General features: G+C 60.2%; 25 protein-coding genes and 1 pseudogene. 16 read left to right on the top strand and 10 right to left on the bottom strand.

Annotated features, from left to right (window positions below; all coding sequences use genetic code 11):
* Positions 1 to 137: 137 nt before the first annotated feature.
* The 9 genes and pseudogenes from QF043_RS25955 to QF043_RS25915 all read left to right on the top strand — a co-directional run bounded on the left by QF043_RS25955 (position 138) and on the right by QF043_RS25915 (position 11,369).
* A complete protein-coding gene (locus QF043_RS25955) occupies positions 138 to 1,628 on the top strand; it encodes an aldehyde dehydrogenase family protein (RefSeq protein ID WP_307420683.1) in 1,491 nt (496 codons plus the stop codon).
* Between the two features lie 173 nt (positions 1,629 to 1,801).
* Positions 1,802 to 3,086: pseudogene (locus QF043_RS25950) on the top strand (NAD(P)/FAD-dependent oxidoreductase).
* Between the two features lie 374 nt (positions 3,087 to 3,460).
* A complete protein-coding gene (locus QF043_RS25945) occupies positions 3,461 to 4,597 on the top strand; it encodes a branched-chain amino acid ABC transporter substrate-binding protein (protein WP_307420682.1) in 1,137 nt (378 codons plus the stop codon).
* A 233-nt stretch (positions 4,598 to 4,830) separates the two neighbouring features.
* Positions 4,831 to 5,745: a branched-chain amino acid ABC transporter permease gene (locus QF043_RS25940; protein WP_017136076.1), complete on the top strand. Its 915-nt coding sequence runs from the start codon at positions 4,831 to 4,833 to the stop codon at positions 5,743 to 5,745.
* A 2-nt stretch (positions 5,746 to 5,747) separates the two neighbouring features.
* Positions 5,748 to 7,046 carry a high-affinity branched-chain amino acid ABC transporter permease LivM gene (livM, locus tag QF043_RS25935; RefSeq protein WP_307420680.1) on the top strand — a complete coding sequence of 433 codons (1,299 nt, stop codon included), beginning with the start codon at positions 5,748 to 5,750 and terminating at the stop codon, positions 7,044 to 7,046.
* Positions 7,039 to 7,914, top strand: coding sequence for an ABC transporter ATP-binding protein (locus QF043_RS25930; RefSeq protein WP_307420679.1), 876 nt, complete (start codon positions 7,039 to 7,041; stop codon positions 7,912 to 7,914). Before livM ends, QF043_RS25930 begins: the two co-directional genes overlap by 8 nt.
* Complete coding sequence (locus QF043_RS25925) at positions 7,911 to 8,627, top strand: ABC transporter ATP-binding protein (RefSeq protein ID WP_069786861.1); 717 nt, start codon at positions 7,911 to 7,913, stop codon at positions 8,625 to 8,627. The genes QF043_RS25930 and QF043_RS25925 overlap by 4 nt, the downstream gene beginning before the upstream one ends.
* 821 nt (positions 8,628 to 9,448) lie before the next feature.
* Positions 9,449 to 10,216, top strand: coding sequence for an SDR family oxidoreductase (locus tag QF043_RS25920; protein WP_017136080.1), 768 nt, complete (start codon positions 9,449 to 9,451; stop codon positions 10,214 to 10,216).
* 247 nt (positions 10,217 to 10,463) lie between these two features.
* Positions 10,464 to 11,369 (top strand): cation diffusion facilitator family transporter, encoded by a 906-nt coding sequence (locus tag QF043_RS25915; RefSeq protein WP_307420678.1) that lies wholly within the window; start codon positions 10,464 to 10,466, stop codon positions 11,367 to 11,369.
* 109 nt (positions 11,370 to 11,478) lie between these two features.
* Here QF043_RS25915 and QF043_RS25910 read toward each other — a convergent pair whose 3' ends face one another.
* The 5 genes from QF043_RS25910 to ureE form a co-directional block, all read right to left on the bottom strand.
* Entirely contained in the window at positions 11,479 to 12,588 is a 1,110-nt protein-coding gene (locus QF043_RS25910; RefSeq protein ID WP_307420677.1) for an AGE family epimerase/isomerase, read from the bottom strand.
* 171 nt (positions 12,589 to 12,759) lie between these two features.
* Positions 12,760 to 13,332, bottom strand: a complete 573-nt coding sequence (locus QF043_RS25905) for a HupE/UreJ family protein (protein ID WP_307420676.1) — start codon at positions 13,330 to 13,332, stop codon at positions 12,760 to 12,762.
* Between the two features lie 24 nt (positions 13,333 to 13,356).
* Positions 13,357 to 13,971, bottom strand: a complete 615-nt coding sequence (ureG, locus tag QF043_RS25900; RefSeq protein ID WP_028615537.1) for an urease accessory protein UreG — start codon at positions 13,969 to 13,971, stop codon at positions 13,357 to 13,359.
* A gap of 9 nt (positions 13,972 to 13,980) precedes the next feature.
* Complete coding sequence (locus QF043_RS25895) at positions 13,981 to 14,655, bottom strand: urease accessory protein UreF (protein WP_307420675.1); 675 nt, start codon at positions 14,653 to 14,655, stop codon at positions 13,981 to 13,983.
* On the bottom strand, positions 14,652 to 15,152 hold the full coding sequence (ureE, locus tag QF043_RS25890) for an urease accessory protein UreE (protein WP_017136794.1): 501 nt from the start codon (positions 15,150 to 15,152) through the stop codon (positions 14,652 to 14,654). The genes QF043_RS25895 and ureE overlap by 4 nt, the downstream gene beginning before the upstream one ends.
* Before the next feature lie 339 nt (positions 15,153 to 15,491).
* Between ureE and QF043_RS25885 the strand changes: the two genes are divergently transcribed.
* Positions 15,492 to 15,980 (top strand): C40 family peptidase, encoded by a 489-nt coding sequence (locus QF043_RS25885; RefSeq protein WP_307420674.1) that lies wholly within the window; start codon positions 15,492 to 15,494, stop codon positions 15,978 to 15,980.
* 6 nt (positions 15,981 to 15,986) lie between these two features.
* Here the strand turns inward: QF043_RS25885 and QF043_RS25880 are convergent, their stop codons facing one another.
* Both QF043_RS25880 and QF043_RS25875 read right to left on the bottom strand, forming a co-directional pair.
* Entirely contained in the window at positions 15,987 to 16,619 is a 633-nt protein-coding gene (locus QF043_RS25880; protein WP_056860501.1) for a TetR family transcriptional regulator, read from the bottom strand.
* Positions 16,620 to 16,773: 154 nt separating this feature from the next.
* Entirely contained in the window at positions 16,774 to 17,184 is a 411-nt protein-coding gene (locus QF043_RS25875) for a hypothetical protein (RefSeq protein ID WP_056860500.1), read from the bottom strand.
* Between the two features lie 346 nt (positions 17,185 to 17,530).
* Here QF043_RS25875 and QF043_RS25870 point away from each other — a divergent pair, with 346 nt between their 5' ends.
* Positions 17,531 to 19,597 (top strand): AsmA family protein, encoded by a 2,067-nt coding sequence (locus QF043_RS25870; RefSeq protein WP_307420673.1) that lies wholly within the window; start codon positions 17,531 to 17,533, stop codon positions 19,595 to 19,597.
* Positions 19,598 to 19,658: 61 nt separating this feature from the next.
* Here QF043_RS25870 and QF043_RS25865 read toward each other — a convergent pair whose 3' ends face one another.
* Positions 19,659 to 20,189: a bacterioferritin gene (locus QF043_RS25865; RefSeq protein ID WP_017136789.1), complete on the bottom strand. Its 531-nt coding sequence runs from the start codon at positions 20,187 to 20,189 to the stop codon at positions 19,659 to 19,661.
* A 200-nt stretch (positions 20,190 to 20,389) separates the two neighbouring features.
* Between QF043_RS25865 and QF043_RS25860 the strand changes: the two genes are divergently transcribed.
* Positions 20,390 to 21,280: a triacylglycerol lipase gene (locus QF043_RS25860; RefSeq protein ID WP_307420672.1), complete on the top strand. Its 891-nt coding sequence runs from the start codon at positions 20,390 to 20,392 to the stop codon at positions 21,278 to 21,280.
* 113 nt (positions 21,281 to 21,393) lie between these two features.
* On the opposite strand, the gene QF043_RS25855 is transcribed toward QF043_RS25860, so the two are convergent.
* Positions 21,394 to 22,281, bottom strand: coding sequence for a DMT family transporter (locus QF043_RS25855; RefSeq protein ID WP_307420671.1), 888 nt, complete (start codon positions 22,279 to 22,281; stop codon positions 21,394 to 21,396).
* Positions 22,282 to 22,378: 97 nt separating this feature from the next.
* Here QF043_RS25855 and QF043_RS25850 point away from each other — a divergent pair, with 97 nt between their 5' ends.
* From QF043_RS25850 to QF043_RS25835, 4 genes are all read left to right on the top strand, one after another.
* Positions 22,379 to 23,167, top strand: a complete 789-nt coding sequence (locus QF043_RS25850) for a helix-turn-helix transcriptional regulator (protein WP_307420670.1) — start codon at positions 22,379 to 22,381, stop codon at positions 23,165 to 23,167.
* Positions 23,168 to 23,239: 72 nt separating this feature from the next.
* The gene (locus tag QF043_RS25845) at positions 23,240 to 23,542 is read left to right on the top strand and encodes a PsiF family protein (protein ID WP_307420668.1); all 303 of its coding nucleotides are present in this window, start codon (positions 23,240 to 23,242) and stop codon (positions 23,540 to 23,542) included.
* 191 nt (positions 23,543 to 23,733) lie between these two features.
* Positions 23,734 to 24,747 (top strand): AI-2E family transporter, encoded by a 1,014-nt coding sequence (locus QF043_RS25840; protein ID WP_056860493.1) that lies wholly within the window; start codon positions 23,734 to 23,736, stop codon positions 24,745 to 24,747.
* Positions 24,748 to 24,790: 43 nt separating this feature from the next.
* Positions 24,791 to 25,369, top strand: coding sequence for a hypothetical protein (locus tag QF043_RS25835; RefSeq protein WP_307420667.1), 579 nt, complete (start codon positions 24,791 to 24,793; stop codon positions 25,367 to 25,369).
* A gap of 181 nt (positions 25,370 to 25,550) precedes the next feature.
* On the opposite strand, the gene QF043_RS25830 is transcribed toward QF043_RS25835, so the two are convergent.
* Entirely contained in the window at positions 25,551 to 26,819 is a 1,269-nt protein-coding gene (locus QF043_RS25830) for an Hsp70 family protein (RefSeq protein ID WP_307420666.1), read from the bottom strand.
* Positions 26,820 to 26,995: the final 176 nt, after the last annotated feature.

Genomic DNA, 26,995 nt, shown 5'->3' with positions numbered 1-26,995 from the left:
TTCTTTGCATGAGTAAACGGAATGATATCTCGCCTAATCGTCGTTTGTTGGCAAGTCTTGGGCCAGCTACAAATAAGGTCTGGATCGCCGTGTCTGTGGCGGCGCGAATTTTCTGTTTGAGTTTGAAGGAGTGACCCATGGTTGCCGCATTGCTTGATCGTCTTGGGGTAAACCCGGCGCTGTACCAGTCGGGCAAACAGCCCGTGCATTCGCCGATTGATGGCAGCCGTATCGGCACTGTGCACTGGGAAGGTGCCGCTGAAGTGGAGCAGCAGGTCAGTCGCGCCGAGCATGCATTCGAGGCCTGGCGCAAGGTGCCGGCACCACGTCGCGGCGAGCTGGTGCGTCAATTTGGCGATGTGTTGCGCGAATATAAAGCCGACCTGGGCGAACTGGTGTCCTGGGAAGCCGGCAAGATCACCCAGGAAGGCTTGGGTGAAGTGCAGGAGATGATCGACATCTGCGACTTCGCCGTGGGCCTGTCCCGTCAGTTGTACGGCTTGACCATCGCCTCCGAGCGCCCTGGCCACCACATGCGTGAAACCTGGCACCCGCTGGGCGTGGTCGGCGTGATCAGCGCCTTCAACTTCCCGGTCGCGGTGTGGGCGTGGAATACCACGCTGGCGCTGGTGTGCGGCAACGCGGTGATCTGGAAACCCTCGGAAAAGACCCCGCTCACCGCCTTGGCCTGCCAGGCATTGTTCGAGCGCGTACTGAGGAAGTTCGACGGCGCCCCCGAATACCTCAGCCAAGTGATCATCGGCGGCCGTGACGCCGGTGCGGCGCTGGTGGATGACCCGCGCGTTGCGCTGATCAGCGCCACCGGCAGCACCCGCATGGGCCGCGAAGTGGCGCCGAAAGTCGCCGCCCGTTTCGCCCGCAGCATCCTTGAACTGGGCGGCAACAACGCGATGATCCTCGGCCCAAGCGCCGACCTGGACATGGCCGTGCGCGCCATCCTGTTCAGCGCTGTCGGCACTGCCGGCCAGCGTTGCACCACCTTGCGCCGTTTGATCGCCCATGAGTCGGTCAAGGAAGAAATCGTCACCCGCCTCAAAGCCGCGTATTCCAAAGTGCGCATCGGCCACCCGCTGGAAGGCAACCTGATCGGCCCGCTGATCGACAAGCACGGCTTCGAGAATATGCAGGACGCCCTGGAGCAAGCCTTGAGCGAGGGCGGCAAGGTGTTCGGCGGCAAGCGCCAGTTGGAAGACAAGTTTCCGAATGCCTACTACGTGTCGCCGGCGATCGTGGAAATGCCCGAGCAAAGCGACGTGGTATGCACCGAAACCTTCGCGCCGATTCTGTATGTGGTCGGCTACAGCGACTTCACCGAAGCGCTGCGCCTGAACAACGCTGTGCCGCAAGGCCTGTCGTCGTGCATCTTCACCACCGACGTGCGTGAAGCCGAGCAGTTCATGTCGGCGGTGGGCAGTGACTGCGGCATCGCCAACGTCAATATCGGCCCGAGCGGCGCAGAGATTGGTGGCGCGTTTGGTGGCGAGAAAGAGACCGGCGGCGGCCGTGAGTCGGGTTCGGATGCGTGGCGCGGGTATATGCGTCGCCAGACCAATACCGTGAACTACTCGTTGGAATTGCCGCTGGCGCAGGGCATTACCTTCGACTGATCCCTCAAGTCGAAGGGCGGTCAGTGTGGGAGCGGGCTTGCTCGCGAAGGCGGTGTGTCAGTCAACAGATGTATAACTGATCCACCGCATTCGCGAGCAAGCCCGCTCCCACATTTGGTCTCATTTGCAATTCAGAACAATCGTTGTTTGTTGGGTCTCATCGGAGTCTGGCAATGGCACTGCGCGAAACATGTTTGTGGGAACAACTCACCCCAGGCCGGCCGGACCGCGCCGCGCTCAAGGGCGAGGTCAAGGTCGATGTGTGCGTGATCGGCGCTGGGATCACCGGTTTGTCCGCCGCGATTCACTTGCTGGAGCAAGGTAAAAGCGTCGCCGTGTTGGAGGCTCATCGCACCGGCCATGGCGGTTCGGGGCGTAACGTCGGGCTGGTCAACGCCGGAATGTGGATCCCGCCGGACGAGATCGAAGCCGGTTTTGGCGAGGCGGTGGGCAGTCAGCTCAACCGCATGCTGGGCGCGGCGCCGTCGCTGGTGTTCAGCCTGATCGACAAATACACGATTGATTGCCAACTGCGCCGTGAGGGCACCTTGCACATGGCGCACAACGCCCGTGGCGAGGCGGATTTGCGCAGTCGCGAAGAACAGTGGAAGCGCCGTGGCGCCCCCGTCGAGCTGCTGACGGGCCAAGCGTGCGAACAAGCCACCGGCACCCAAAAGATCGCCGCCGCCTTGCTGGACCGGCGTGCCGGCACCTTGAACCCAATGGCCTATACCACTGGCCTGGCGAATGCCGCCATGGGGCTCGGCGGGCAGTTGTTCGATCATTCGCCGGTCACTCAGCTTGAACGCCAAGGTGCAGTCTGGTCGGTGCAGACAGCCCAAGGTTCAGTGCAGGCGGCGCAAGTGGTGATCGCCTCCAACGCCTATACCGAAGGTGAATGGACTGAGCTGCGGCGCAACTTCTTTCCCGGTTACTACTACCAGGTCGCCTCGGCCCCGCTGACGGACGAAGCCGCCAAACAAATCCTCCCCGGCGGGCAGGGGCTCGTGGGACACACGCCAGGTATTAAGCAGTATCCGCCGCGACGCTGATGGCCGCTTGTTACTCGGCAGCCTGGGCAATGGCAACCAGAAACCGACGTGGTTCCTCAAGGCGTGGGCCGATCGGGTGCAGCAGCATTACTTCCCGTACCTCAAATCGGTGCAGTGGGAGTGCACCTGGACCGGCTGCATCGCCTTCACCCCGGACCACCTGATGCGCCTGTTCGAACCGGCCCCCGGTCTGGTCGCGGTCACCGGTTACAACGGGCGCGGCGTGACCACCGGCAGTGTGGTGGGCAAGGCCTTTGCCGACTACTTGTGTCACCAGAACCCACAGGCGCTGCCGATTCCGTTTGCGCCGATGCAACCGCTGGCCGGGGTGGGCCTGCGCAGTTGCCTGTATGAAGCCGGATTTTCGCTGTATCACGCCGGGCAATGCCTGCGGATCGTGGTCTGATCAGCGAAATAGCTGTCAGAAGCCTGCATTTTCTTAGCAGGCTACTAATCTGTATTGGTGCAAGTCGTAGCAATCACGCACTGTAAATGTGCAGTTCCGTTACGCACATTGTTACAGCTGTAGGAACTGTCGTTTAGGCATCCGGTTGCAGGTGCGACCTGCCAGGGTTGTACTTTTTGGATCCATTGGTTGCACCTTTCGATGCTAGACGGTTGCACGTCCTGGCAAAGGGAGTCGAAACGCCTGTAATAACAATGACACCGTGTCTTTTTGAAGAATAAAAAAGTAATGGCACGCGCCTTGCTCTGGGCTTTCCTGTGAAAGTTTGACGCGAATTCGTAGTGCCAATAAACAAAAACCTCGGAGCACCACTCATGTCCCAGACGTTTTACAAGAAAGGTTTTCTGGCCCTCGCCGTTGCAGCGGCGATGGGTGTTTCTGCGTTTGTTCAAGCTGATGTGAAGATTGGCGTGGCGGGGCCGATGACCGGCGCCAACGCTTCGTTCGGTGAGCAGTACATGAAGGGTGCCGAGGCGGCAGCCGAAGTGATCAACAAGGCTGGCGGCATTAACGGTGAGAAAGTCGTGCTGGTTGCCGGTGACGATGCTTGCGAACCCAAGCAGGCCGTGGCCGTGGCTAACCGTCTGGCGGACCAGGACAAAGTGATCGGCGTGGTCGGGCACTTCTGCTCGTCGAACACCATTCCCGCCTCTGAGGTCTACGACGAAGCAGGCATCATCGCGATCACTCCAGGCTCTACCAACCCACAAGTGACCGAGCGCGGCCTGGGCGCCATGTTCCGCATGTGCGGTCGTGACGACCAGCAGGGCATCGTTGCCGGCGATTACATCGTCGACGTGCTCAAGGGCAAGAAAGTCGCGGTCATCAACGACAAGGACACCTACGGTAAAGGGCTGGCCGATGCCACCGCTGCCCAACTGACCAAGCGCGGCGTCAAGCCAGTGCTGGAAGAAGGCCTGACCCGTGGCGAGAAAGACTTCAGCGCCCTGGTTACCAAAATCCGCTCCCTGGGCGCCGACGTCGTGTATTTCGGCGGTCTGCACCCTGAAGCCGGCCCACTGGTTCGCCAGATTCGTGAAGCCGGCCTCAAGGACGTCAAGTTCATGTCCGATGACGGCGTAGTGACTGACGAACTGGTTGCCACCGCTGGCGGCAAGCAATACGTAGACGGCGTGTACATGACCTTCGGCGCCGACCCGCGTCTGCTGCCAGACAGCAAGGCCGTAGTGGAAGAATTCCGCAAAGCCGGCTACGAGCCAGAAGGCTACACCCTCTATGCCTATGCCTCACTGCAAGCCCTGGCCGCCGGCTTCAACGGCGCCAAGTCCAACAAGGGCGAAGACGCGGCCAAATGGCTGAAAGCTCACCCGGTGAAAACCGTGATGGGTGAAAAAACCTGGGATGCCAAGGGCGACCTGAAAATCTCCGACTACGTGGTTTACCAGTGGGATAAAGACGGCAAATACCACCAGCTGGAAAAGCAGAAGTAAGCCTGAGCGCCACATAACCCCTGTGTGAGCGGGTTTGTGTGGGAGCTGGCTTGCCTGCGATACGGGCACCTCGGTACTTCAGTAATACCCGGGTGATGCAATCGCAGGCAAGCCAGTTCCCACACAGGGCCCCGCTCCCACAGGGGGACTGTGTCGTGATCACGATCTGTCTTTTCCTCCAGAAGCACCGCGCACCCTCCTGTGTGCAGGTGCTCACCGCGTGAGATTGCGTTATGGATGGTATTTTCCTGCAGCAACTGGTCAACGGCCTGACCCTCGGGTCGGTCTACGGCCTGATCGCCATCGGCTACACAATGGTCTATGGCATCATTGGCATGATCAACTTCGCCCACGGCGAGGTTTATATGATTTCCGCTTACCTCGCGGCGATCAGTCTGGCACTGCTGGCTTACTTCGGCATCGAATCCTTCCCGCTGCTCATTCTCGGCACCTTGATCTTCACCGTGGTCGTCACCGGCGTTTATGGGTGGGTCATCGAGCGTGTCGCCTACAAACCGCTGCGCAACTCCACCCGACTGGCACCGCTGATCAGCGCCATCGGTATCTCCCTGATCCTGCAAAACTATGCGCAGATCGCTCAGGGCGCGAAACAACAAGGCATTCCAACCCTGCTGGCCGGCGCCTGGCGCGTTGATATCGGCACGGGTTTTGTGCAGTTGACCTACACCAAGGTGTTTATCCTGGTGGCCGCGTTTCTCGGCATGGGCCTGCTGACCTACATCATCAAATACACCAAGCTCGGCCGCATGTGCCGCGCCACCCAGCAAGACCGCAAGATGGCCTCGATCCTGGGCATCAACACCGACCGCGTAATCTCCTACGTGTTCGTCATCGGTGCCGCCATGGCCGCCCTGGCCGGCGTGCTGATCACCCTCAACTACGGCACCTTCGACTTCTATGCCGGCTTCATCATCGGCATCAAGGCATTTACCGCAGCGGTACTCGGCGGCATCGGCTCCCTGCCTGGGGCGATGTTGGGCGGGATCATCCTGGGTATCTCCGAGTCGCTGTTCTCGGGGTTGATCAACTCTGACTACAAAGACGTGTTCAGCTTCTCCCTGCTGGTGGTGATTCTGATCTTCCGTCCCCAGGGCCTGCTGGGTCGCCCACTCGTGGCTAAGGTGTAAACATGTCTGCTGCCAAATCTATCGATATCAAGAAAAGTGTGGTCGATACGGTCCTTGCCGGGCTGATTTCGTTGATCGTATTCGGCCCGATTGTCGGCGTGGTCCTCGACGGCTACAGCTTCAACCTGGAACCTGCGCGGGTGGCCACGTTGGTCGCCATCGTGATGGCCGGGCGTTTTGCCTTAAGCCTGTTCCTGCAAACCCCCAAGGGCATCAAGATCCTGCAGGGTTTCGAGAGCAGTGGCTCCGGTGTGCACGTGTTGCCGCCGGACTACAAATCGCGGCTGCGCTGGATCATCCCGGCACTGATCGTGATCGCCATCGTGTTCCCGATCTTCGCCAACAAGTACCTGCTGACCGTGGTGATCCTCGGGCTGATCTACGTATTGCTCGGCCTTGGCCTGAACATCGTGGTGGGTTTGGCCGGCTTGCTCGACCTGGGTTACGTGGCGTTCTACGCTATTGGCGCCTACGGCCTGGCACTCGGTTACCAATACCTCGGCCTGGGTTTCTGGAGTGTGTTGCCTCTGGCGGCCATCGCTGCCGCGCTGGCGGGCTGCATACTCGGGTTTCCGGTGCTGCGAATGCACGGCGATTATCTCGCCATCGTGACCCTGGGCTTCGGTGAAATCATCCGCCTGGTGCTCAACAACTGGCTGTCGTTCACCGGTGGCCCCAACGGCATGCCAGTGCCTTCGCCGACCTTCCTCGGCCTGGAATTCGGGCGCAAGGCCAAGGATGGCGGGATTCCGTTCCACGAGTTCTTCGGCATCGATTACAACCCCAACATCAAGTTCATGTTCATCTACATCGTGCTGTTCCTGGTGGTGCTGGCCGTGCTGTACATCAAGCACCGCCTGACCCGCATGCCAGTGGGCCGCGCCTGGGAAGCCTTGCGCGAAGATGAAATCGCCTGCCGTTCCATGGGCCTGAACCATGTGCTGGTCAAGCTCTCGGCGTTCACTATCGGGGCCTCGACTGCGGGCCTGGCCGGGGTGTTCTTCGCCAGCTACCAAGGCTTCGTCAACCCGTCGTCGTTTACCTTCTTCGAGTCGGCGCTGATCCTGGCCATCGTGGTGTTGGGCGGCATGGGCTCGACGGTCGGCGTGGTGATTGCGGCGTTCGTATTGACGGTTGCGCCGGAGTTGCTGCGCAGCTTCTCCGAGTACCGTGTGCTGCTGTTTGGCGTGTTGATGGTGGTGATGATGATCTGGCGACCGCGCGGCTTGATCCGCATCAGCCGAACCGGTGTGACCCCACGTAAAGGTGCCATAGCGAATAGAGAGCCGCGCCATGAGTAAGGAAGTCGTTCTGTCCGTGGAACATCTGATGATGCACTTCGGTGGCATCAAGGCCTTGAGCGACGTGAGCCTCAAGGTCAAACGCAACTCGATCTTCGCCCTGATCGGCCCCAACGGCGCCGGCAAGACCACGGTGTTCAACTGCCTCACCGGCTTCTACAAAGCCAGCGGCGGCAAGATCGAACTGAACATTCGCGGCAAGCAGACCAACGTGATCCAGTTGCTTGGCGAACGCTTCAAGGCCGTCGACTTCGTTTCGCCAAAAAGCTTCTGCAGCCGCGTGTACTACAAGATGTTCGGCGGCACCCACCTGGTAAACCGCGCCGGGTTGGCGCGGACCTTCCAGAACATTCGCCTGTTCAAGGAAATGTCGGTGCTGGAAAACCTGCTGGTGGCCCAGCACATGTGGGTCAACCGCAACATGCTGGCGGGCATCCTCAACACCAAGGGCTACCGCAAGGCCGAAAGCGATGCCCTCGACCACGCGTTTTACTGGCTCGAAGTGGTGGACCTGGTGGATTGCGCCAACCGCCTGGCCGGTGAGCTTTCCTACGGGCAGCAACGCCGCCTGGAAATCGCCCGCGCCATGTGCACGCGGCCGCAGATCATCTGCCTGGACGAACCGGCAGCCGGCCTCAACCCGCAGGAAACCGAAGCCCTCAGCGCGATGATTCGCCTGCTGCGCGACGAACACGACCTGACAGTGGTGCTGATCGAACACGACATGGGCATGGTGATGAGTATTTCCGACCACATCGTGGTGCTCGACCACGGCAACGTGATCGCCGAAGGCGGCCCGGATGCAATCCGCAACGACCCGAAAGTGATCGCCGCCTACCTGGGCGCAGACGAAGAGGAGCTGGTATGAGTGCGCCTATCCTCGAAATGAAGGACCTGGACGTGTTTTACGGCCCGATCCAGGCCCTGAAAAAAGTCTCGCTGCACATCAACGAAGGCGAAACCGTGAGCCTGATCGGCTCCAACGGCGCGGGTAAATCCACGTTGCTGATGTCGATTTTCGGCCAGCCGCGCGCCGAGTCCGGGCAGATTCTGTACAACGGCGTCGACATTACCCACAAGTCGTCCCACTACATCGCCTCCAACGGCATTGCGCAGTCGCCGGAAGGGCGGCGGGTGTTTCCCGACATGACCGTCGAGGAAAACCTGCTGATGGGCACCATCCCGATTGGTGACAAGTATGCGCAGGAAGACATGCAGCGCATGTTCGAGCTGTTCCCACGGCTCAAGGAGCGGCGCACCCAGCGTGCAATGACCATGTCCGGTGGTGAGCAGCAAATGCTCGCCATCGCCCGAGCGCTGATGAGCCGGCCCAAATTGCTGTTGCTGGACGAACCGAGCCTGGGCCTGGCGCCCATTGTGGTGAAGCAGATCTTTGCCACGCTGCGCGAGCTGGCCGCCACCGGCATGACTATCTTCCTGGTGGAACAGAACGCCAACCACGCGCTGCGCCTGTCAGATCGGGCGTATGTGATGGTCAACGGCGAGATTCGCCTGACGGGCACCGGCAAGGAATTGCTGGTGAATGAGGAAGTGCGCAACGCCTACCTCGGCGGGCATTGATCTGAAGGCCTGACGCAATAACCCCATGTGGGAACCGGCTCTCTGTGGGAGCTGGCTTGCCTGCGATGCAAGCACCTCGGTCTTTCAGGTAGGCCGAGGAGATGCCATCGCAGGCAAGCCAGCTCCCACATGAAACGGTTTCCACATTCATTTTTGGGGTGTTTTCAGTGCTCCCGCCAAATTGTGGAAAACAAATCCAGAGACCCTCCAAAGCGCGACATATAGCCGCCGCAAATCCCTGTTTTGTCACAGTTTTGACTTGTCCCCATCCGCTGTGGAACCGGCTGTGGGTAACGTGGGAGTAGCTGGCTGCAAGCCTTTAAAACCGTGGCTTGCAGCGTGGTGGTTGTTTATTGATCAGCCGGTTTTTGCTGGCCTGCCGAGGGCTTTGTCAACCTGTTTAAAGACACAGGTATATGACCGATTTATGTCGGATCAGCCTGTGGATAAGTCTGTGACTAAACTCTGGAAAGACCGCCGCAGAGGCCGGAATGACTGGCCTGGAGCCATCGTTCGGATTTTCCCTCTTGCCATTGGGCTACATACGCCCCGGCCAAGGTCAAGCAAAAAACTTTCTGAAACTGTCTGTAAGCCTTGTATCGAGCGGCCTGGGGCTTTTTACACTTGCCCCCAAAGACTGTGGGCGCAGTTGTGGATAACCTGCGTGCATATGGCTGCAAGCCACGTTCTATAAGGCTTTGCTTGGGGTGATCAAAAAACAGCCAGCCGTGCATGAAGTTATGCGCTTAGCGGTTGCCGCAATCGCGGCGTAAGGGCATTCTGCTGGCTGTTTTTTTCCCGATGCCCGCAAGGAGAACACCATGTCCGACACGCTGTTTATTACTGGCGCCACCTCAGGTTTCGGCGAAGCTTGCGCCCGTCGTTTTGCCGACGCCGGCTGGAAACTGGTGCTTACCGGCCGTCGTGCTGACCGTTTGAATGCCTTGGTTGAAGAGCTTTCCAAGCAGACCGAAGTGCATGGCCTGGTGGTGGACGTGCGTGACCGCAAGGGTATGGAAGAGGCCATCGCCAACCTGCCGCCGTCGTTTGCCAAGCTGCGCGGGCTGATCAACAACGCCGGCCTGGCCGTGGGCACCGACCCTGCGCCCAAGTGCAGCCTCGACGATTGGGAAACCATGGTCGATACCAACATCAAAGGCTTGCTGACCACCACCAACCTGCTGTTGCCGCGCCTGATCGCCCATGGCCGTGGCGCCGGCATCATCAACCTGGGTTCCATCGCCGGTAACTACCCGTACCCGGGCAGCCACGTGTATGGCGGCTCCAAGGCGTTCGTGAAGCAGTTCTCGCTGAACCTGCGTTGCGACCTGCAAGGCACTGGCGTGCGTGTGACCAACATCGAGCCGGGCCTGTGTGAGAGCGAGTTCTCGCTGGTGCGCTTTGGCGGTGACCAGGCGCGTTATGACGCGACCTATGCCGGTGCCGAGCCGATCCAGCCACAGGATATTGCCGACACGATCTTCTGGGTGATGAATACCCCGGCGCACGTGAACATCAACCGGTTGGAGCTGATGCCGGTGAGCCAGACCTGGGCTGGGTTTGCGATTGAGCGTGGGGCCAAGGGCTGAAGCTGATTGTTGTTGTTGTTGTTGTTGTTGTTGTTGTTGTGGCGAGGGAGCTTGCTCCCGCTGGGGCGCGCAGCGGCCCTAAGATTTTGGGGCTGCTGCGCAGCCCAGCGGGAGCAAGCTCCCTCGCCACAATAGGTTTCACTGGGCTTTAATAGGCGTCAAATCGGCCAAAACACGACATAAGGTACACTCCACTCCTGAAAACCCCTCCGCACTGTGCGGTTTAAAGGTTTTGACGGGAGGAAATGTGAGTAACCGAGGTGAGCAGGCACTGCTCAAACAATCGACGATTCTGATGTTCGCAGTCGCGATCGCCGGGATTGTCACGGGTGTGATATCTGGCGCCCAATCCATTCTATTCGACGGCTTTTTCTCGCTGATCGCCACCGCCATCAAGGTGCTGATGCTGATCACGGCCAAGCTGATCGCCAAGAAAAGCAACGAGCGCTTCCAGTTCGGCTACTGGCACCTGGAGCCGATGGTGCTGCTGATCGAAGGCAGCTTCCTGTTGCTGATCGCGATCTACGCGTTTCTCAACGGCGTGTTCGGCATCATCAATGGCGGGCGTGAGATCGAATTGGGGCTGGTGATCGTCTACGCGGCGGTGTTTACCGTGGTCGAGTTTGCCTACTTCTTCTACGTGCGTTATCGCAATCGCACGCTGAAGTCTTCACTGATCCAGTTCGACAACATCAGTTGGCTGGTGGACGCGATGCTGTCGGTGGGCTTGCTGATCAGCTTTCTTGCCGCGCTGTTGCTCAAGTCCCAGGGCTATGGCGAGTGGGCGGTGTATGTCGACCCATTGATCCTGATTCTGCTGGCACTGAGCATGCTGGCGCCGGCGTTCAAGATCCTGCGCCCGGCGTTGCGCGAGGTGCTGGGCATTGCCCCGGACCACTTGGACGACAAGGTGCGTGAAGTGATGGACGCGGCCCAGGCCAGGCATGGTTTCGATGACTATGTGTCGTACGTGCAAAAGCACGGGCGGGCGCGGTTTATCGAGATTCACGTGGTGTTGCCGGCCCATTACCCGGTGGCTAACGTGGCGACGCTTGATGGGCTGCGCGAGGAGATATCCACAGGGTTGGGTACGCCGGATGCGGCGCGCTGGTTGACGATCAGTTTTACTGGGGATCGCAAGTGGATTGCGTGAGGTCAGTAAGACCGAGGTGAGGCTATCGCAGGCAAGCCAGCTCCCACATTTTGATGTGTGAATACAGTCAAATGTGGGAGCTGGCTTGCCTGCGATGAGGCACTGAAGGTCAACCCAGATGCTGGATCAGGCCCTGATAGCAGGTCGCCAAGTGATACGGCGTAGTCGACGGCATATCCCGCCGGCTCACCGCGCCCTTGGCATCCAGACACTCATGCCAGCCTTTCTCATGCAAAAAGTGCTGTTGCAGCGCCAGCAATTGGCGCTGCAACAGCGCTTCACTGCCCGGCCGCAGGGTCAGCGCCCGCAGGTATTCAGCCTGAGCCCAGATCCTTTGAGTGCCGTCGCGCACGCTGCCGTCCCGGGCGAGCATGCCGCTGACTGCGCCACTTAACTTATCCACACCCTTGAGCTCTGCATAGGCAAATGCCCGCGTCAGCGAGGCATGCAAGGGTGTGCCGCGCAGCACGTCTGAAGAATCGAGCAAAAAGAACCACTCGAACTGGTGCCCCGGCTCAAACCAGTTATCCACAGCGCCCAGCGGTTTTTCCATCATCACGCCGTGCTGGCGGTCGATGAAGCGCTTCTGCAGGGCCGTGGTGAGGTCCAGCAGCGCATCCTGGGTGAGCGCGTCTTCACGCACGGCCAGCGTGGCGAGAAAGCCTTCGGCCAGGTGCATCAGCGGATTTTGCAGGGGGCCGGACTTGAGGGATGACCAGTTGCGTTCCAGCACCGCTTCGTACAGGCCGTCGCCCGTGGCGAAACGTTCGGCGACCACGGCCAGGGCCGCATCGAGTACCGACTCCACCAACGGCTCGCGTACCTTGGCCCAATAGTGGGCGCAGGCGAAGATGATGAAGGCGTGGGTGTAGAGGTCTTTGCGCTTGTCCAGCGGTTTGCCCTGGGCGTCGATGCTGTAGAACCAACCGCCATGCTCGGCATCATGGAAGTGCCGTTGCAGTGAGCGGAACAGCGCCGCTGCACGCTCTTCGGCAAACGCCGCACCGGGCTCGCCGATCAGGCTGGCGAACAGGTACAACTGCCGGGCGCAGGCCATGGCGCGGTAGCGTTGCGGGGGCAATGGCTGGTGATCGGCGCCCAGCGCCTCGTAGGGCAGCGCCAAGTCGGCGTTCCAGCCCGGGCCTTGCCACAGCGGCACGATCAGGGTGTGGAAGTGCGTGAGCACGGCATTCAAGGAAGGTTGGGAAGCGATGGGCATCGGCTGGCGTCGTCACGGCAGAGGTGTAGGCGCGCATGGTAGCAGGCTTGAGTTCTGTGGTGTTTGTGCCACCGCCATCGCAGGCAAGCCAGCTCCCACCTTTGGATCTGTGAACACAGTCAAAGGTGGGGGCTGGCGTGCCTGCGATGGGGCCCTCAACTGCGGCGCCAATCAGCCCGCCAGCAACCAGACCCCCGTCGCCGCCGAAGCTGCCCCGGCAACCCGTACCAACGGTGCAGCAGCAGCCGGCAGAAAACGCACCACGGCATACCCAGCCGCATGCAGAGCCGCCGTCGCGCCGACAAACCCGGCGGCATACGCCCACGGGCTGGACATGTCCGGCAGCTCCAGGCCGTGCGCCACACCGTGGAACAGCGCAAACAACGCCGTCGCCGCCACCGCCACAAACAGCGGCGGCCGCACTGCCAGCGCCACCGCCAAGCCCAGCGCCAGTACCGAAGCGGCAATCCCGCTTTCCAGCGCCGGCAGTTCCAGGCCTTCAAAGCCGAGCAGGCCGCCGATCAGCATGGTGCCGACAAACGCGCAAGGCAGTGCCCAGCGCGCCTTGCCTTGTTGCTGCGCGGCCCACAGGCCGACGGCGACCATGGCCAGTAAATGATCAATACCGCCCAATGGGTGGCTGATACCGGCCACCAGCCCATTATCGCCATGCCCTGGGTGAGCGAAGGCAAGGGCCGGTGCCAGCAGCAGGGCAGCGGTAGCGAGAAGTTTGTTAAGACCCATACAGGCTCCTTTTTAGAGGTGGGATCAGGCCGCAGTCAGCAGGCCCTGACGTTCGATAAAGGCGACGATTTCATCCAGGCCGACACCGGTTTTCTGGTTGCTGAACACAAAAGGCTTACCGTTGCGCATGCGTGTGGTGTCGCTGTTCATCAGTTCCAGCGAGGCGCCGACCAGTGGCGCCAGGTCGATCTTGTTGATCACCAGCAAGTCTGATTTGCAAATACCGGGCCCGCCCTTGCGCGGCAGCTTGTCACCGGCAGACACATCGATCACGTAGATGGTCAGGTCTGACAGTTCCGGGCTGAACGTGGCCGACAAATTGTCGCCACCGGATTCCACCAGGATCAGGTCCAGGCCGGGGAAGCGGCGGTTGAGTTGGTCCACCGCTTCGAGGTTGATCGAGGCGTCTTCACGGATGGCGGTGTGCGGGCAGCCGCCGGTTTCCACGCCGATGATGCGCTCGGGCGCCAGGGCCTGGTTGCGCACCAGGAAATCCGCGTCTTCGCGGGTGTAGATATCGTTGGTGACCACCGCCAGGTTGTAGCGGTCGCGCAGCGCCAGGCACAGCGCCAGGGTCAGTGCGGTCTTGCCGGAGCCCACCGGGCCGCCGATGCCGACACGCAAAGGTTGTGTGTTCATATAGGTCTCCTAGGAACGGAACAGGCGGCTGTATTGGCGCTCATGGGCCATACACGCCAGGGACAGGCCGAACGCGGCGCTGCCGAAATGGATAGGGTCGATGTGTGCGGCGTCCTGCTGGGCTTGTTGCAGCAGGGGCAGCAATTCGCTGGTCAGGCGTTGGGCGGCTTGCTGGCCCAGCGGCAGGGTTTTCATCAGCACCGCCAATTGGTTTTCCAGCCAGCTCCACAGCCATGCGGCGAGGGCGTCGTCGGGGCTGATGTGCCAGGCGCGGGCGGCCAAGGCCCAGCCCAGGGCCAGGTGCGGCTCATCACGTTGGGCCAGAAAGTGGCGTGCGGCGTCGTCCAGCTCCGGTAAACCGTTGAGCAGCTGTTGCAGGGAATAGCCCATCTGCCGGCTCTCTTGATACAGCTCGCGCGTCTCGCGGCTGGCGCGGTGCTCTTCGCACAGCTGCGCCAAACGCGGCCAATCCTGTTCGGCGGCGGCGCGGCAATGGGCGAGCAACAGCGGCGCTTCAAAGCGGGCGAGATTGAGCAGCAACTGGTCGCTGATCCAGCGCCGGGCACTGGCGGCATCCTTGACGCGGCCGTTATCCACCGCCATCTCCAGGCCTTGGGAATAGCTGTAGCCACCAATCGGCAATTGCGGACTGGCCAGACGCAACAGCGCCCAGGCTGGGTTCATAGACGCACGCCGAACTGGTGGAGCTTGGGCGGGTAGTTGAAGTCTTCGTCGCCATGGCGCGAATGGTGATGGCCGCCGCCATAGGCGCCGTGTTCCGGCTGGAACGGAGCCTCGAGGGTTTGCGTGGTGGCGCCGAGCTGTTCGAGCATGGCCTTGAGCACGTAGTCATCGAGCAGGCGCAGCCAGCCGTCGCCGACTTGCAAGGCCACATGGCGGTTGCCGAGGTGATAGGCCGCGCGGGTCAGTTCGAAGGCGTTGCTGCAGGTGACGTGCAGCAGCTGTTCAGGGCGGGCGACCACGCGTACCACGCGCCCGTCTTCCGCTTGCAGGCATTCGCCATCGTGCAGCGGCGGCTGGCCACGCTCCAGAAACAGGCCGACGTCTTCGCCGTCGGCACTGAAACAGCGCAGGCGGCTTTTGCTGCGGGCTTCGAAGTTCAGCAGCAGTTCGGCGGCCCAGAGGGCTTGGGGGGCGATTCGGCGGTGGATCACCAGCATCAGGAGGCTTCCAGCTATGAGCGATAAAGGAGCTAGAGCAAGGGGCTTGCCAACCGTGTGTAAGGGCGGTAAATCCCTGTAGGCAAGCACTGACATGCCACCGAATAGGGCGTCAGTCATTTCCTACTGCGCTTCAATTTGGTGCGTTATCGGATTTATAGCACTGGATGTGGGCGTTTTTCGTTGAGAACCGTAGCGTGATGGATGAAATTTCCTTCATCTACTTCGCACTGGATTTTTCTCGGAATTGTCCTACGCGATTGAAGGATTTGGCGTTCAAAAAGTTACGTGCTGTTTCATTACGATGTGCGCCGTGTTTAATCCACTGCGACGCCGATCATGTTCAGAGTATTTTTGGTTTCACTCATTGTCAGCTTGTCCTGCGCGGTCATACCGGCTTCGGCCAATTTAAAAGCGCCTGTGCCCTTCGAGCGCTCCGCCACCATCGACAACGTGATCGATCGTGCCCACGAGCTGCTCGGCACGCCCTATAAAAGTGGCGGTACCAAAGTTGACCAAGGGTTCGATTGCAGCAGCTTCCTGGTTTACCTGTTCAAGACCGAAGCCAATATCCGCCTGCCGCGCACCACCACAGAAATGCATCGATCAAGCGCTGCCACCGTTAAGCGCGAGGCGCTCAAACCCGGCGACGCGGTATTTTTCAACGGCAATGGGCGCGGCCAGGTCAGCCATGTCGGCCTTTATATCGGCCAGGGCAAATTCATTCACTCGCCCAGCACCGGCAAACACGTGCGTATCGATTCATTGAGCAACAGCTACTGGAAAAAGCACTACACCACCGCCAAGCGCTTCCACACGGCGGGCTGACCGGGTTTATTCGGTACTGCCCAGCCCTTGCCAGTGCTTGAGGCCGATAAAGATAAAGCGCAGTTGCTGGGTGATTTTCGCCTGGGGCGTAAGGTGCGCAGGCAGGGCCTGGGCCGGAGGGTCGATGATGTCGGGCAGGGTGGCAAACACGCTCTTGACGATCAGGTCGGCCATGACGTGCAGGCCGTCGGCATCCAGGTGCTGGAGCTTGGGCATCAATGTGAGGTCGGCGGCCAGGTCGCGGGTGATGTCTTCGCGCAGGGCGCCGATGGCTTGGCGCACGGCCAGGCAGCCACCGTATTGCTCGCGGGCCAGGAACAGGAATTGCGAGCGGTTGGCCGAAACCACGTCGAGAAAGATCCGCACAGAGGCATCGATGATGCCGCCCATCACGAACTCGTTGTGACGGACCAGGCGAATGGTGGCGCGAAAGGTCTGGCCGACTTCACTCACCAGCACGAGCCCCAGCTGGTCCATATCCTCAAAATGACGATAGAACCCGGTCGGCACGATCCCGGCGGTCTTGGCCACTTCGCGCAGGCTCAGGCTGCCGAACCCACGGCCACACTCCATCAGATGGCGGGCTGCGTCCATCAAGGCGAGGCGGGTCTGTTGCTTTTGTTCGGCGCGGGGCAGCATCGGCGGGCGGGCTTTGTCGGCAAGTACAGCGTTGCACTCTAGCAAAACAGCTTCATCTACGTCGAACTTGGCGGGGTGTTCAGGGTGTGATGCAGTCTAGATAAAAGCAAAAGCCCGATCTTCTGATCGGGCTTTTTTCTCGGCCACCACGGGGTTAGCTCTGTGCTTGATGCAGTTCTTGCAGACGGTCAGCACCGCCTTCAGCAACGCCTTCGGTGTAAGCACGTTTGTTGGCTTGTTCAGCGCCACCTTCTACCAGGCCTTTCTGTTCCAGGCGATCACGGCCACCTTCAGCAACGCCTTCGGTGTAGGCGCGTTTGTTGGCTTGTTCAGCGCCGCCTTCTACCAGACCTTTCTCTTCCAGGCGGTTGCGACCGTTTTCAGCAACAGCGCCTTTGGCGTAGTCACGGTTTTCATCTTCTTGCGAACCGCTGCGGGCCAGGGTCTGGCTCGACTGAACGGCTTGAGCTTTGTTCTGTGGGGTGGCTTGTTCAGCGGCTGGCAGGGCAAATGCGCTCGAAGCGAGGACCGACAGCAGAACAGTAGCGAGTATTTGGCGTTTCATGATGGGTTGCTCCTTGGGAGGGCGATAAAGTGGGTACAGGGCTAATGTTACTCTCGAGAAGTCGATATAAAAGTTCATAAACACAATGGTAATAATCAACAGAATTGATTGTTCCCCGCAGAGGCTCTAGAACGCGCCTCTCAAGCCCGCGCTTTTGCACCGTGGTGGGTATTTTCGATACGAACGTGGGTAACAATGGTGCGCCGTCGATGAAGAAAACTGTCTGATCGATCAGGAAAGTGGCTTATTGCGACTAAATCGCTGTTCGGGTTAAACCCCTAGGCGGTTTGCCAGTCGTAGCCTTATAAGCTGTAGTTTTGCTATCTGTGTTGAGGAGTCCTGTGCAATGACGCGCACTCGTAAAATCGTGGTTTGGAGCTGCGCCAGCTTCGCGGTGTTAATCGCCATTCTGGTCTTGGTGCTAGTGTTTTTTGATTGGAACCGCATCAAGCCGCCGCTCAATGCCAAGGTCTCCGAAGAGTTGCATCGCCCGTTTGCCATTAATGGCAACCTCGCCGTGGTGTGGGCGCGCGAGCCCGATGAAGGTGGTTGGCGGGCCTGGGTGCCGTGGCCGCACGTGATTGCCGAAGACCTGACCCTGGGCAATCCGGACTGGTCAAAAAAACCGCAGATGGTCACGCTCAAGCGCGTGGAATTGCGCATTTCGCCCCTGGCTTTGCTGGCCCAGCGCGTGGTGATCCCGCGTATCGACCTCACCGAACCGAGTGCCGACTTGCAGCGCCTGGCCGACGGCCGCGCCAACTGGACCTTCAAGTTCGACCCCAAAGACCCCGACGCCGAGCCTTCCAGCTGGGTGGTGGACATCGGTTCCATCGGCTTCGACAAGGGCCACGTCACCCTCGACGACCAAACCCTCAAGACCCAACTGGATGTGATCATCGACCTGCTCGGCAAGCCGATTCCCTTCGGTGAAATTGTCGGCGACGCGGACGCCAAGAAGGCCCTGGAAAAAGGCTCGGCGCCGCAGGACTATGCATTCGGTCTCAAGGTCAAAGGCCAGTACCACGGCCAGAAACTCGACGGCACCGGCAAGATCGGCGGGCTGCTGGCCTTGCAGGACGCGGCCAAGCCGTTCCCGTTGCAAGCGCAAGTGAAAATCGCCGACACCAGCATCGCACTGGCCGGCACCCTGACTGACCCGCTGAACCTGGGCGCCCTGGACTTGCGGCTGAAACTGTCCGGCAGCAGCCTGGGCAACCTTTACCCGCTGACCGGCGTGACGCTGCCCGATTCTCCGGCCTATTCCACCGACGGCCATCTGATCGCCAAACTGCATGAGGCCAGCGGCGCGTCATTCACCTATGAAAACTTCAACGGCAAGATCGGCAACAGTGACATCCACGGCAACCTCAGCTACGTCGCGAGCCAGCCACGCCCCAAGCTCAGCGGTACGCTGGTGTCCAACCAACTGCTGATGACTGACCTTGCGCCGTTGATCGGTGCCGATTCCAACGCCAAGCAAAAGGCCCGTGGCGGCGAGAGCAAGCAACCGGCAACCAAAGTGCTGCCGGTGGAAGAGTTCCGCACCGAGCGCTGGCGCGACATGGACGCCGATGTGGAATTCACCGGCAAGCGCATCGTGCACAGCGCCGACCTGCCGTTCACCGATCTCTACACCCACTTGGTCCTCAACGATGGCGAGCTGAGCCTGCAACCCCTGCGTTTTGGTGTGGCGGGTGGCAAGCTGGATGCGCAGATTCGCTTGAACGGGCGTATCACGCCGATGGAAGGGCGCGCCAAGCTGACCGCGCGCAACTTCAAGCTCAAGCAGCTGTTCCCGACGTTCGAACCGATGAAAACCAGCTTTGGTGAGCTCAACGGCGATGCCGATATTTCCGGGCGCGGCAACTCCGTGGCGGCCTTGTTAGGCACGTCCAACGGTGACCTGAAAATGCTGATTAACGACGGCGCCATCAGCCGCGGCCTGATGGAAATTGCCGGGCTCAACGTGGGCAACTACGTGGTCGGCCGTCTGTTCGGTGACAAGGAAGTGAAGATCAACTGCGCGGCGGCGGACTTTGGCATCAAGACAGGTCTGGCGACGACGCGGCTGTTTGTGTTCGATACCGAGAACGCGATCATTTATATCGATGGCACGGCGAACATGGCGACTGAGCAATTGGACTTGACCATCACGCCCGAATCAAAAGGTTTCCGCCTCTTTTCCCTGCGCTCGCCGCTGTACGTCAACGGCCCATTTATCAAGCCCAATGCTGGTGTGAAAGCGGTGCCGTTGATGTTGCGGGGGGCCGGCATGGTCGCGCTCGGAGTGATCGCCGGGCCGGCTGCTGGTCTGTTGGCCTTGGTCGCACCGAGCGGCGATGAGCCCAACCAGTGCGGGCCGTTGCTGCAACAGATGAAGGAAGGCAAGGCGCCCAAGACCGTGAAATAACAGAAGGAGCGCGAACCAAATGTGGGAGCGGGCTTGCTCCCACACTGTTTTGTGGTGTTAGTTACAGGTCCTGCAGAATATCCGCCATGTCATCGGCGTGTTCTTCTTCCTGGGCCAGGATGTCTTCGAAGATTCGACGTGTAGTCGGGTCTTTATCACCGATGTACTGGATGATTTCGCGATAGCTGTCCACCGCAATCCGTTCGGCCACCAAGTCTTCGTAGACCATTTCCTTCAGGGTATTGCCGGCCACGTATTGAGCGTGGGAGTTCTTCGACAGCAGGTCGGGGTTGAACTCCGGCTCACCACCCAACTGCACGATGCGCTCGGCCAGTTTGTCGGCGTGTTCGGCTTCCTGAGTGGCGTGCTCCAGGAACTCATCGGCGGCGACACTGGCTTTCAGGCCGCTGGCCATGAAGTAGTGACGTTTGTAGCGCAACACGCAGACCAGTTCAGTGGCCAGCGACTCGTTGAGCAGGCGGATAATTTCCTCACGGTCGGCATCGTAGCCTTCGGTCACGGCGCCGTTTTCGACGTGCTGGCGGGCGCGGCTGCGCAGGGTTGCAACGTCGGTCAAGTTTGCTTGGGTCATCTCAATCTCCTGGTGCTAATCCGGTTTTGCGCCACGCTCTGTCGGCGTGATCACTCCAAGTTGTGAGTCCTGGCTGAGGCAAAAAGTTTTATCGGATTTCACACCGTCTGGCCGGGCACTTCTAAACGGCTTAGTCATGGGGCAGTCATGTCGGTTGGTCTAGGATGGCATTATCGCTATTCCGACCTGGATGCTGCCCCATGCCCGATTCCCTCGCCACGCGTTACCCCTTGGTGCTGGTGCCCGGCATGCTGGGCTTTGTGCGCGTAGGCTTTTTCCCTTACTGGTACGGCATTGTCCCGGCGCTGCGAGCGGGCGGGGCGCAGGTATTTGCGATTCAGGTGGCGCCGCTGGATTCCAGCGAGGTGCGCGGCGAGCAGTTGCTGGCGCACATCGAACAGATCCGCCGCGAAACCGGCGCCGACAAGGTCAACCTGATCGGCCACAGCCAGGGCGCGCTCACCGCGCGTTATGCCGCCGCCCTGCGCCCGCAGTGGGTGGCGTCCGTGACGTCGGTGGCCGGGCCCAACCATGGCTCGGAACTGGCGGACCATATCCACGCCCATTACCCGCCGGCCAGCGCGAAAGGCAGGTTGATGAGCGCGATGTTTCATCTGGTTGCCTGGGTGATGGGCCTGCTGGAAACCGGCTATCGCGGCCCGCGCTTCAAGGCCGACTTGCAGGCCTCGCACCAATCCCTGACCCGTGACGGTGTGGCCTTGTTTAACCGCCAGTATCCCCAAGGGCTGCCCGAAACCTGGGGCGGGCAGGGCGCCGAAGTGGTCAACGGCGTGCGTTATTACTCGTGGTCCGGCACCTTGCAGCCAGGCAAGACCGATCGCGGGCGCAACCTGCTGGACGGCACGAACCGCAGTTGCCGGTTGTTCGCCCGCAGCTTTGTGCGTGAGAAGGGCCAATGTGACGGCATGGTCGGGCGCTACAGCTCACACTTGGGCATGGTCATCGGCGATGACTACGCCCTGGACCACTTCGATATCGTCAACCAATCCATGGGGTTGGTGGGCAAGGGCGCCGAGCCGATTCGGTTGTTTGTCGAGCATGCCCGGCGGTTGAAGGCGGCCGGGGTTTAGCCGGGAGACCGGGTTATCGTTCATCGCAGGCAAGCCAGCTCCCACATTCGACCCGGTTCCAGCTTTGGAATGGGGTCAACTGTGGGAGCTGGCTTGCCTGCGATAGCGATCTGTCAGGCAACCCCGACCTCACGGCGCACCGGCGTGGTCCAACGCTCCGACAAAATCACCCCACCCAAGGTCAGCAAGCCACCGACCAAGTGATACAGCGCCAACTCTTCCTTCAGCACCACCGCCGCGATCAAGGCGGTAATCAACGGCAGCAAGTTGAAAAACAGTGTGGTGCGGCTTGGCCCCAGGTGTTTCACCGAGTGCATCCACGCCAGTGGCGCCAGCATTGACGCCAGCAGACACGCGTACAGCACCAGCGGGATATTCGCCCAGCCCAAGCCGGCCTTGGCCGAGAACAGGAACAGCGGAAACAGCACCAGCACCGCCACCAGTATCTGCAAATACAGCAACACCAGCGGCGGCAGGCGCAGTTGCCATTTTTTCAGCAAGGTGCTGTAGACCGCGTAGGCCAGGGTGGCGAACAGCATCATCGCGTCACCCAGGTTGAGCCCGTGTTGCAGCAACGCGCCGAGGTTGCCGGCCGACACCACCACGACCACGCCTGCGAACGACAGCACCGCGCCGGTCAGCGCGCCGAAGGTGAGGCGTTGGCCGAGGCTGATGATGGCGGCCGTCAGCGACATCAACGGCATCAGCGACAGGATGATGCCCATGTTGGTGGCGCTGGTCAGCGTCGCGGCGTAATAGGCCAGGCTTTGATACACCGCCATGCCCAGTACGCCGAGGATAAAAATCTTGCCCAGGTTCGGGCGGATCAGCGCCCAGTTGGCCAGCACCGGCTTGAGCATGAACGGGGTAAACAGCAACGCCGCCAGCAACCAGCGGTAAAAGCCGATTTCTGCGGGGAAGATCGAGCCCACCGCCAGTTTGTTGACCACGGTGTTGCCGGCCCAGATAAAGATGGCCAGCAGGGGATACGCGTATTGCATCGAAAGAAACCAGGTGTGTTGATGAGTCGGGATTATCCCCTGTCTGGATAGAAGCCTATACTGCGATCCAGACAACCGACCTTTGTATCCAGACAATATGGCCAGACACACCGTACGCCTCGCGGACTTTCGCAGCCTGCCGAGCCCCGTCTACTTCCGCTACTCCGAATTTGCGCCCGACACCGAATGTACGCCGCATCGGCACGGCTGGGGCTCGCTGGACTATTCGGCCAGTGGCGTGATGCGCATGGAAGTGGCCGGCAACCGCTTTATGTCGCCGCCGCAGTACGCGGTATGGATCCCACCCAATACCGAGCACAGTTCCTACAATGCCCAGGCGATTGTGTATCGCTCAGTGGGCCTGGCCCCGGAACTCTGCGCGCAACTGCCGCAGGCGCCGTGCACCTTGGCGATCAGTGACATTCTCAAGGCCATCCTCAGCGACTTCGCCCAGCGTGACGTCAATATCGCGCAGACCGAGGCGGATATACGCCTGGCCCAGGTGCTGGTGGACCAGCTCAAACAAGCGCCGATGCATGATTGCTTCCTGCCTTACGCGCGCCATCCCGGCCTGCTCGGTGTACTTGAAGGCATGCAGGCCGAGCCTGGCGACAATCGCCCGCTGGCGCAGTGGGCCGAGCAAGTGCATGTGAGTGAGCGCACGTTGGCGCGCCAATTTGTGCGCGAGCTGGGCATGAGCTTCGGTGAATGGCGCCAGCGCCTGCGTTACCTCGCCGCCATCGAAGCCCTGGACAGCGACCGCAGTGTGCAACACGTAGCCTTTGACTTGGGCTACAGCACCGCCTCGGCGTTTATCGCCATGTTCCAGCGTCACGCCGGTTGTACCCCGGAGCAGTACCGCCGGTCGAATATTCGCGGGCGCTGAAGATGTAACAGGTTTTGACTACACTGCTGCGTAGGCCGTGCCCCTTTGGTACGGCAACAGGGAGAAAACTCCATGAAGATGCTGCGTATTCCGTTGTTGATGATGGGCCTGCTGCTGTGTTCCCAAGGCTTCGCTGCCACTGCCCAGCAAAATAAAATGACCACCTGCAATGCCCAAGCTTCCACCAAGACGCTCAAAGGTGATGACCGCAAGGCCTTTATGAAGACCTGCCTGTCGGCGCCAGCCGCCAACGATGCCAAGACCCTGACCCCGCAGCAGCAGAAAATGAAAGACTGCAATGCCTCGGCGAAAACCAAGGCGTTGGCTGGCGATGCGCGTAAAACCTTTATGAGCACGTGCCTCAAAGGCAGCTAACAACATAGATCCCATGTGGGAGTCGGGCTTGCCCGCGATGCAGACGCCGCGGTACATCAGCCATACTGAGGTGATGCCATCGCAGGCAAGCCAGCTCCCACACTGACGGTGTTCGCCATTCAGACCTCTCGCTTGATTCCCTCAAGGCTGGCAGACTGCCCATCCTTTAACGCCGTTCGTTTTGAGGCTGTATGCCAACGTTTTCTCAGCGTCACGTGTTGTTGCTGGTCAGTTGCATCATCATTTTCGGCGGGCTCCTGCTGGTGCTGCCACTCAAGCTGCTGCCCAGCCTGCTGGCCGGCCTGTTGGTTTATGAACTGGTCAACATGCTCACCCCGCAGTTGCAGCGGTTGATCGAAGGCCGGCGTGCGCGTTGGCTGGCGGTGGCCTTGCTGGGCACCTTGATCGTCAGCGTGCTGACCCTGATCTTCGCCGGCGCCATCAGTTTCCTGCTGCACGAAGCGGAAAACCCCGGGGCTTCCCTGGACAAATTCATGGGCGTGGTCGACCGCGCGCGCGGGCAACTGCCGCCGTTCGTCGACGCCTACCTGCCCGCCAGTGCCGCCGAGTTCCGCGTGGCCATCGGCGATTGGCTGAGCAAACACCTGAGCGAGCTGCAACTGGTCGGCAAAGACGCCGCCCACATGTTCGTCACCTTGTTGATCGGCATGGTGCTCGGCGCCATCATTGCCCTGCAACGCGTGCCCGACCTGACCAAACGCAAACCCCTGGCCGCCGCGCTGTTCGACCGCCTGCACCTGTTGGTCCAGGCGTTTCGCAATATCGTCTTCGCCCAGATCAAGATTGCCGCGCTCAATACGGCCTTCACTGCGATTTTTCTCGCCGTCGTGTTGCCGCTGTGCGGTATCCATCTGCCGCTGACCAAAACCCTGATCGTGCTGACCTTTCTGGTCGGCTTGCTGCCGGTGATCGGCAACCTGATCTCCAACACCCTGATCACCATCGTCGCGCTGTCGCTGTCGATCTGGGTGGCGGTGGCGGCGTTGGGGTATTTGATCGTGATCCACAAGGTCGAGTACTTCCTCAACGCGCGCATCGTCGGCGGGCAGATCAGTGCCAAATCCTGGGAATTGCTCCTGGCGATGCTGGTGTTTGAAGCCGCGTTCGGCCTGCCGGGCGTGGTGGCGGGGCCGATTTATTATGCGTATTTAAAGAGTGAGTTGAAGCTCGCCGGTATGGTTTGACGCAGTAAGCTGCACTTTAAAGGGACTTAGAGGGGAACAAGCGGTGAACGACAACATCTACGCTGCGCCAACGGCGGAGCTGACCGAGACGGTAAAGACGTCTTCAGAGTTTTACGTCATTTCCAAAACTAAGCTGCTGGTACTCAGCTTCCTCAGTTTTGGGCTGTATACCTATATCTGGTCGTATAAAAACTGGAGCTTGTACAAAAAAGCCCATCAGCTGGATATCTGGCCTCTGGCCCGCGCCATTTTCTTTATTTTTTTTATGCACCAACTGTATCGCCGCGCCGCCGATCGCGTTGCTCGCAGCGGCCGAAAATTCGACTTTGACTTCGAACAGTGGGCGACCGTGTTTGTGGTGGTGACGGTCGGCGCCAGGGTTTTCGAAGTGGCGGCTAAACGGATCGACAGTTGGTCTGTGTATCAACCTCTGGCGATCCTGGCGATTCCGCTGTGTGCCTACATCCTCCAACAAGCCCAGGGCCTGATCAATTTTGCGGCAGACGATCCCGAGGGCAAGAGTAACGCGCGTTTTAACCTCTGGAACTACCTGGTAATCGTGCTGGGCGCAGTCATGTGGGGCCTGACGCTGATGGGGTTGTGGACGATCTATCACCGCTAGATGATCTTCCGGCAGGGCGACTGAAAAGCCGCCCTGTTCGTGCTTTGGAGGGTCTTGGAATGACTTGCGCCCGATCACATCCGTCCCGCAAGGGGATGGCCAGTCATTGTGGCACCGCCTTTGTGGCGAGCGGGCTTTCAAGTGTACGCAGGTCAAAATGTGGGAGTTGTGTGAGCGAGGGTCAGCTGCCGTAACGCTTGCTCGCCTCAATCGCCAGACCACTGCCGATACTGCCGAAGATATTGCCTTCCACATGCCGTGCATTCGGCAGCATCGCCGAGATGCTGTGGCGCAGTGCCGGAATGCCGCTGGAGCCGCCGGTGAAGAACACCGTGTCCACCTGGGCCACGCTCACCGAGGCATCGTTAAGCAGTTGCGTGACGCTGTTGCGCACGCGCTCCAGCAACGCGTCGATGGACGACTCGAACAATGCCCGGCTCAGGTCGACGCTCAGGCCTTTTTCGATGCGGTCCAGGGCCACGTGGCGGTTGTCTTCGTGGGTCAGCTGGATCTTGGTTTCTTCCACTTCCATGGCCAGCCAGTGCCCGGCGCGCTGTTCGATCAGCTTGAACAGGCGGTCGATGCCGCCGGTGTCTTCGATGTCGTAGCGCATGCTGCCCAGGGCCAGCTGGGATTTTTGCGAGTACACCGAGTTGATGGTGTGCCAGGTGGCCAGGTTCATGTGGTGGCTGGTGGGCATGTAGGCGCCGCTTTTCATGCGGCTGCCGTAGCCGAACAGCGGCATCATGCCTTGCAGGCTAAGTTGTTTGTCGAAATCGGTGCCGCCGATGTGTACGCCGCCGGTGGCGAGAATGTCGCTCTGGCGGTTGTCGTTGTGACGACGGTCCGGCGACAGGCGCACCAGCGAGAAGTCAGACGTACCACCGCCGATGTCGACGATCAGCACCAGCTCTTCTTTCTCGATGGTGGACTCGTAGTCAAACGCGGCCGCGATCGGCTCGTACTGGAACGAGATGTCCTTGAAACCGATCTTGCGCGCCACATCCACCAGGGTGTTTTCGGCTTCCTGGTCGGCCATCGGGTCGTCATCGACGAAGAACACCGGGCGGCCCAGCACCACTTCTTCGAACTCGCGACCGGCGCTGGCTTCGGCGCGGCTCTTGAGCTGGCCGATAAACAGCGCCAGCAGGTCGGTGAACGGCATGGCCGTGCCCAGCACGCTGGTGTCGTGCTTGATCAGCTTGGAACCCAGCAGGCTCTTGAGCGAGCGCATCAGCCGGCCTTCGTAGTTTTCCAGGTATTCGTGCAGCGCCAGGCGACCGTACACCGGGCGGCGCTCCTCGAAGTTGAAGAACACCACCGACGGCAGGGTGATCTTGTCGTCCTCCAGCGCGATAAGCGTCTCCTCGCCGGGACGGATCCAGCCGACGGTGGAGTTGGACGTGCCGAAGTCGATGCCGCAGGCACGGGCTGGGGATGTGTTGTTCATGTCTTCCAGGTTCCGGTTAAAAAACGGCCGCGCAGTGTATGCCACTCGCGCCCAGATGCGTAGGCCGGTTATCTGTAATCCTCGGCGGCGTTCAGGTTCAAGGCCATACATAGCTACCCTTTAAAACCCATGGGGGTGGTTAGGCTGCGGTTTTACATCACTCATGGATGAACCGT

Source organism: Pseudomonas sp. W3I7, assembly GCF_030816095.1.
GTDB classification, from domain to species: domain Bacteria; phylum Pseudomonadota; class Gammaproteobacteria; order Pseudomonadales; family Pseudomonadaceae; genus Aquipseudomonas; species Aquipseudomonas salomonii.
The sequence above is the reverse complement of the archived record's forward strand: the minus strand, read 5'-3'. Positions and strand labels throughout refer to the sequence as shown.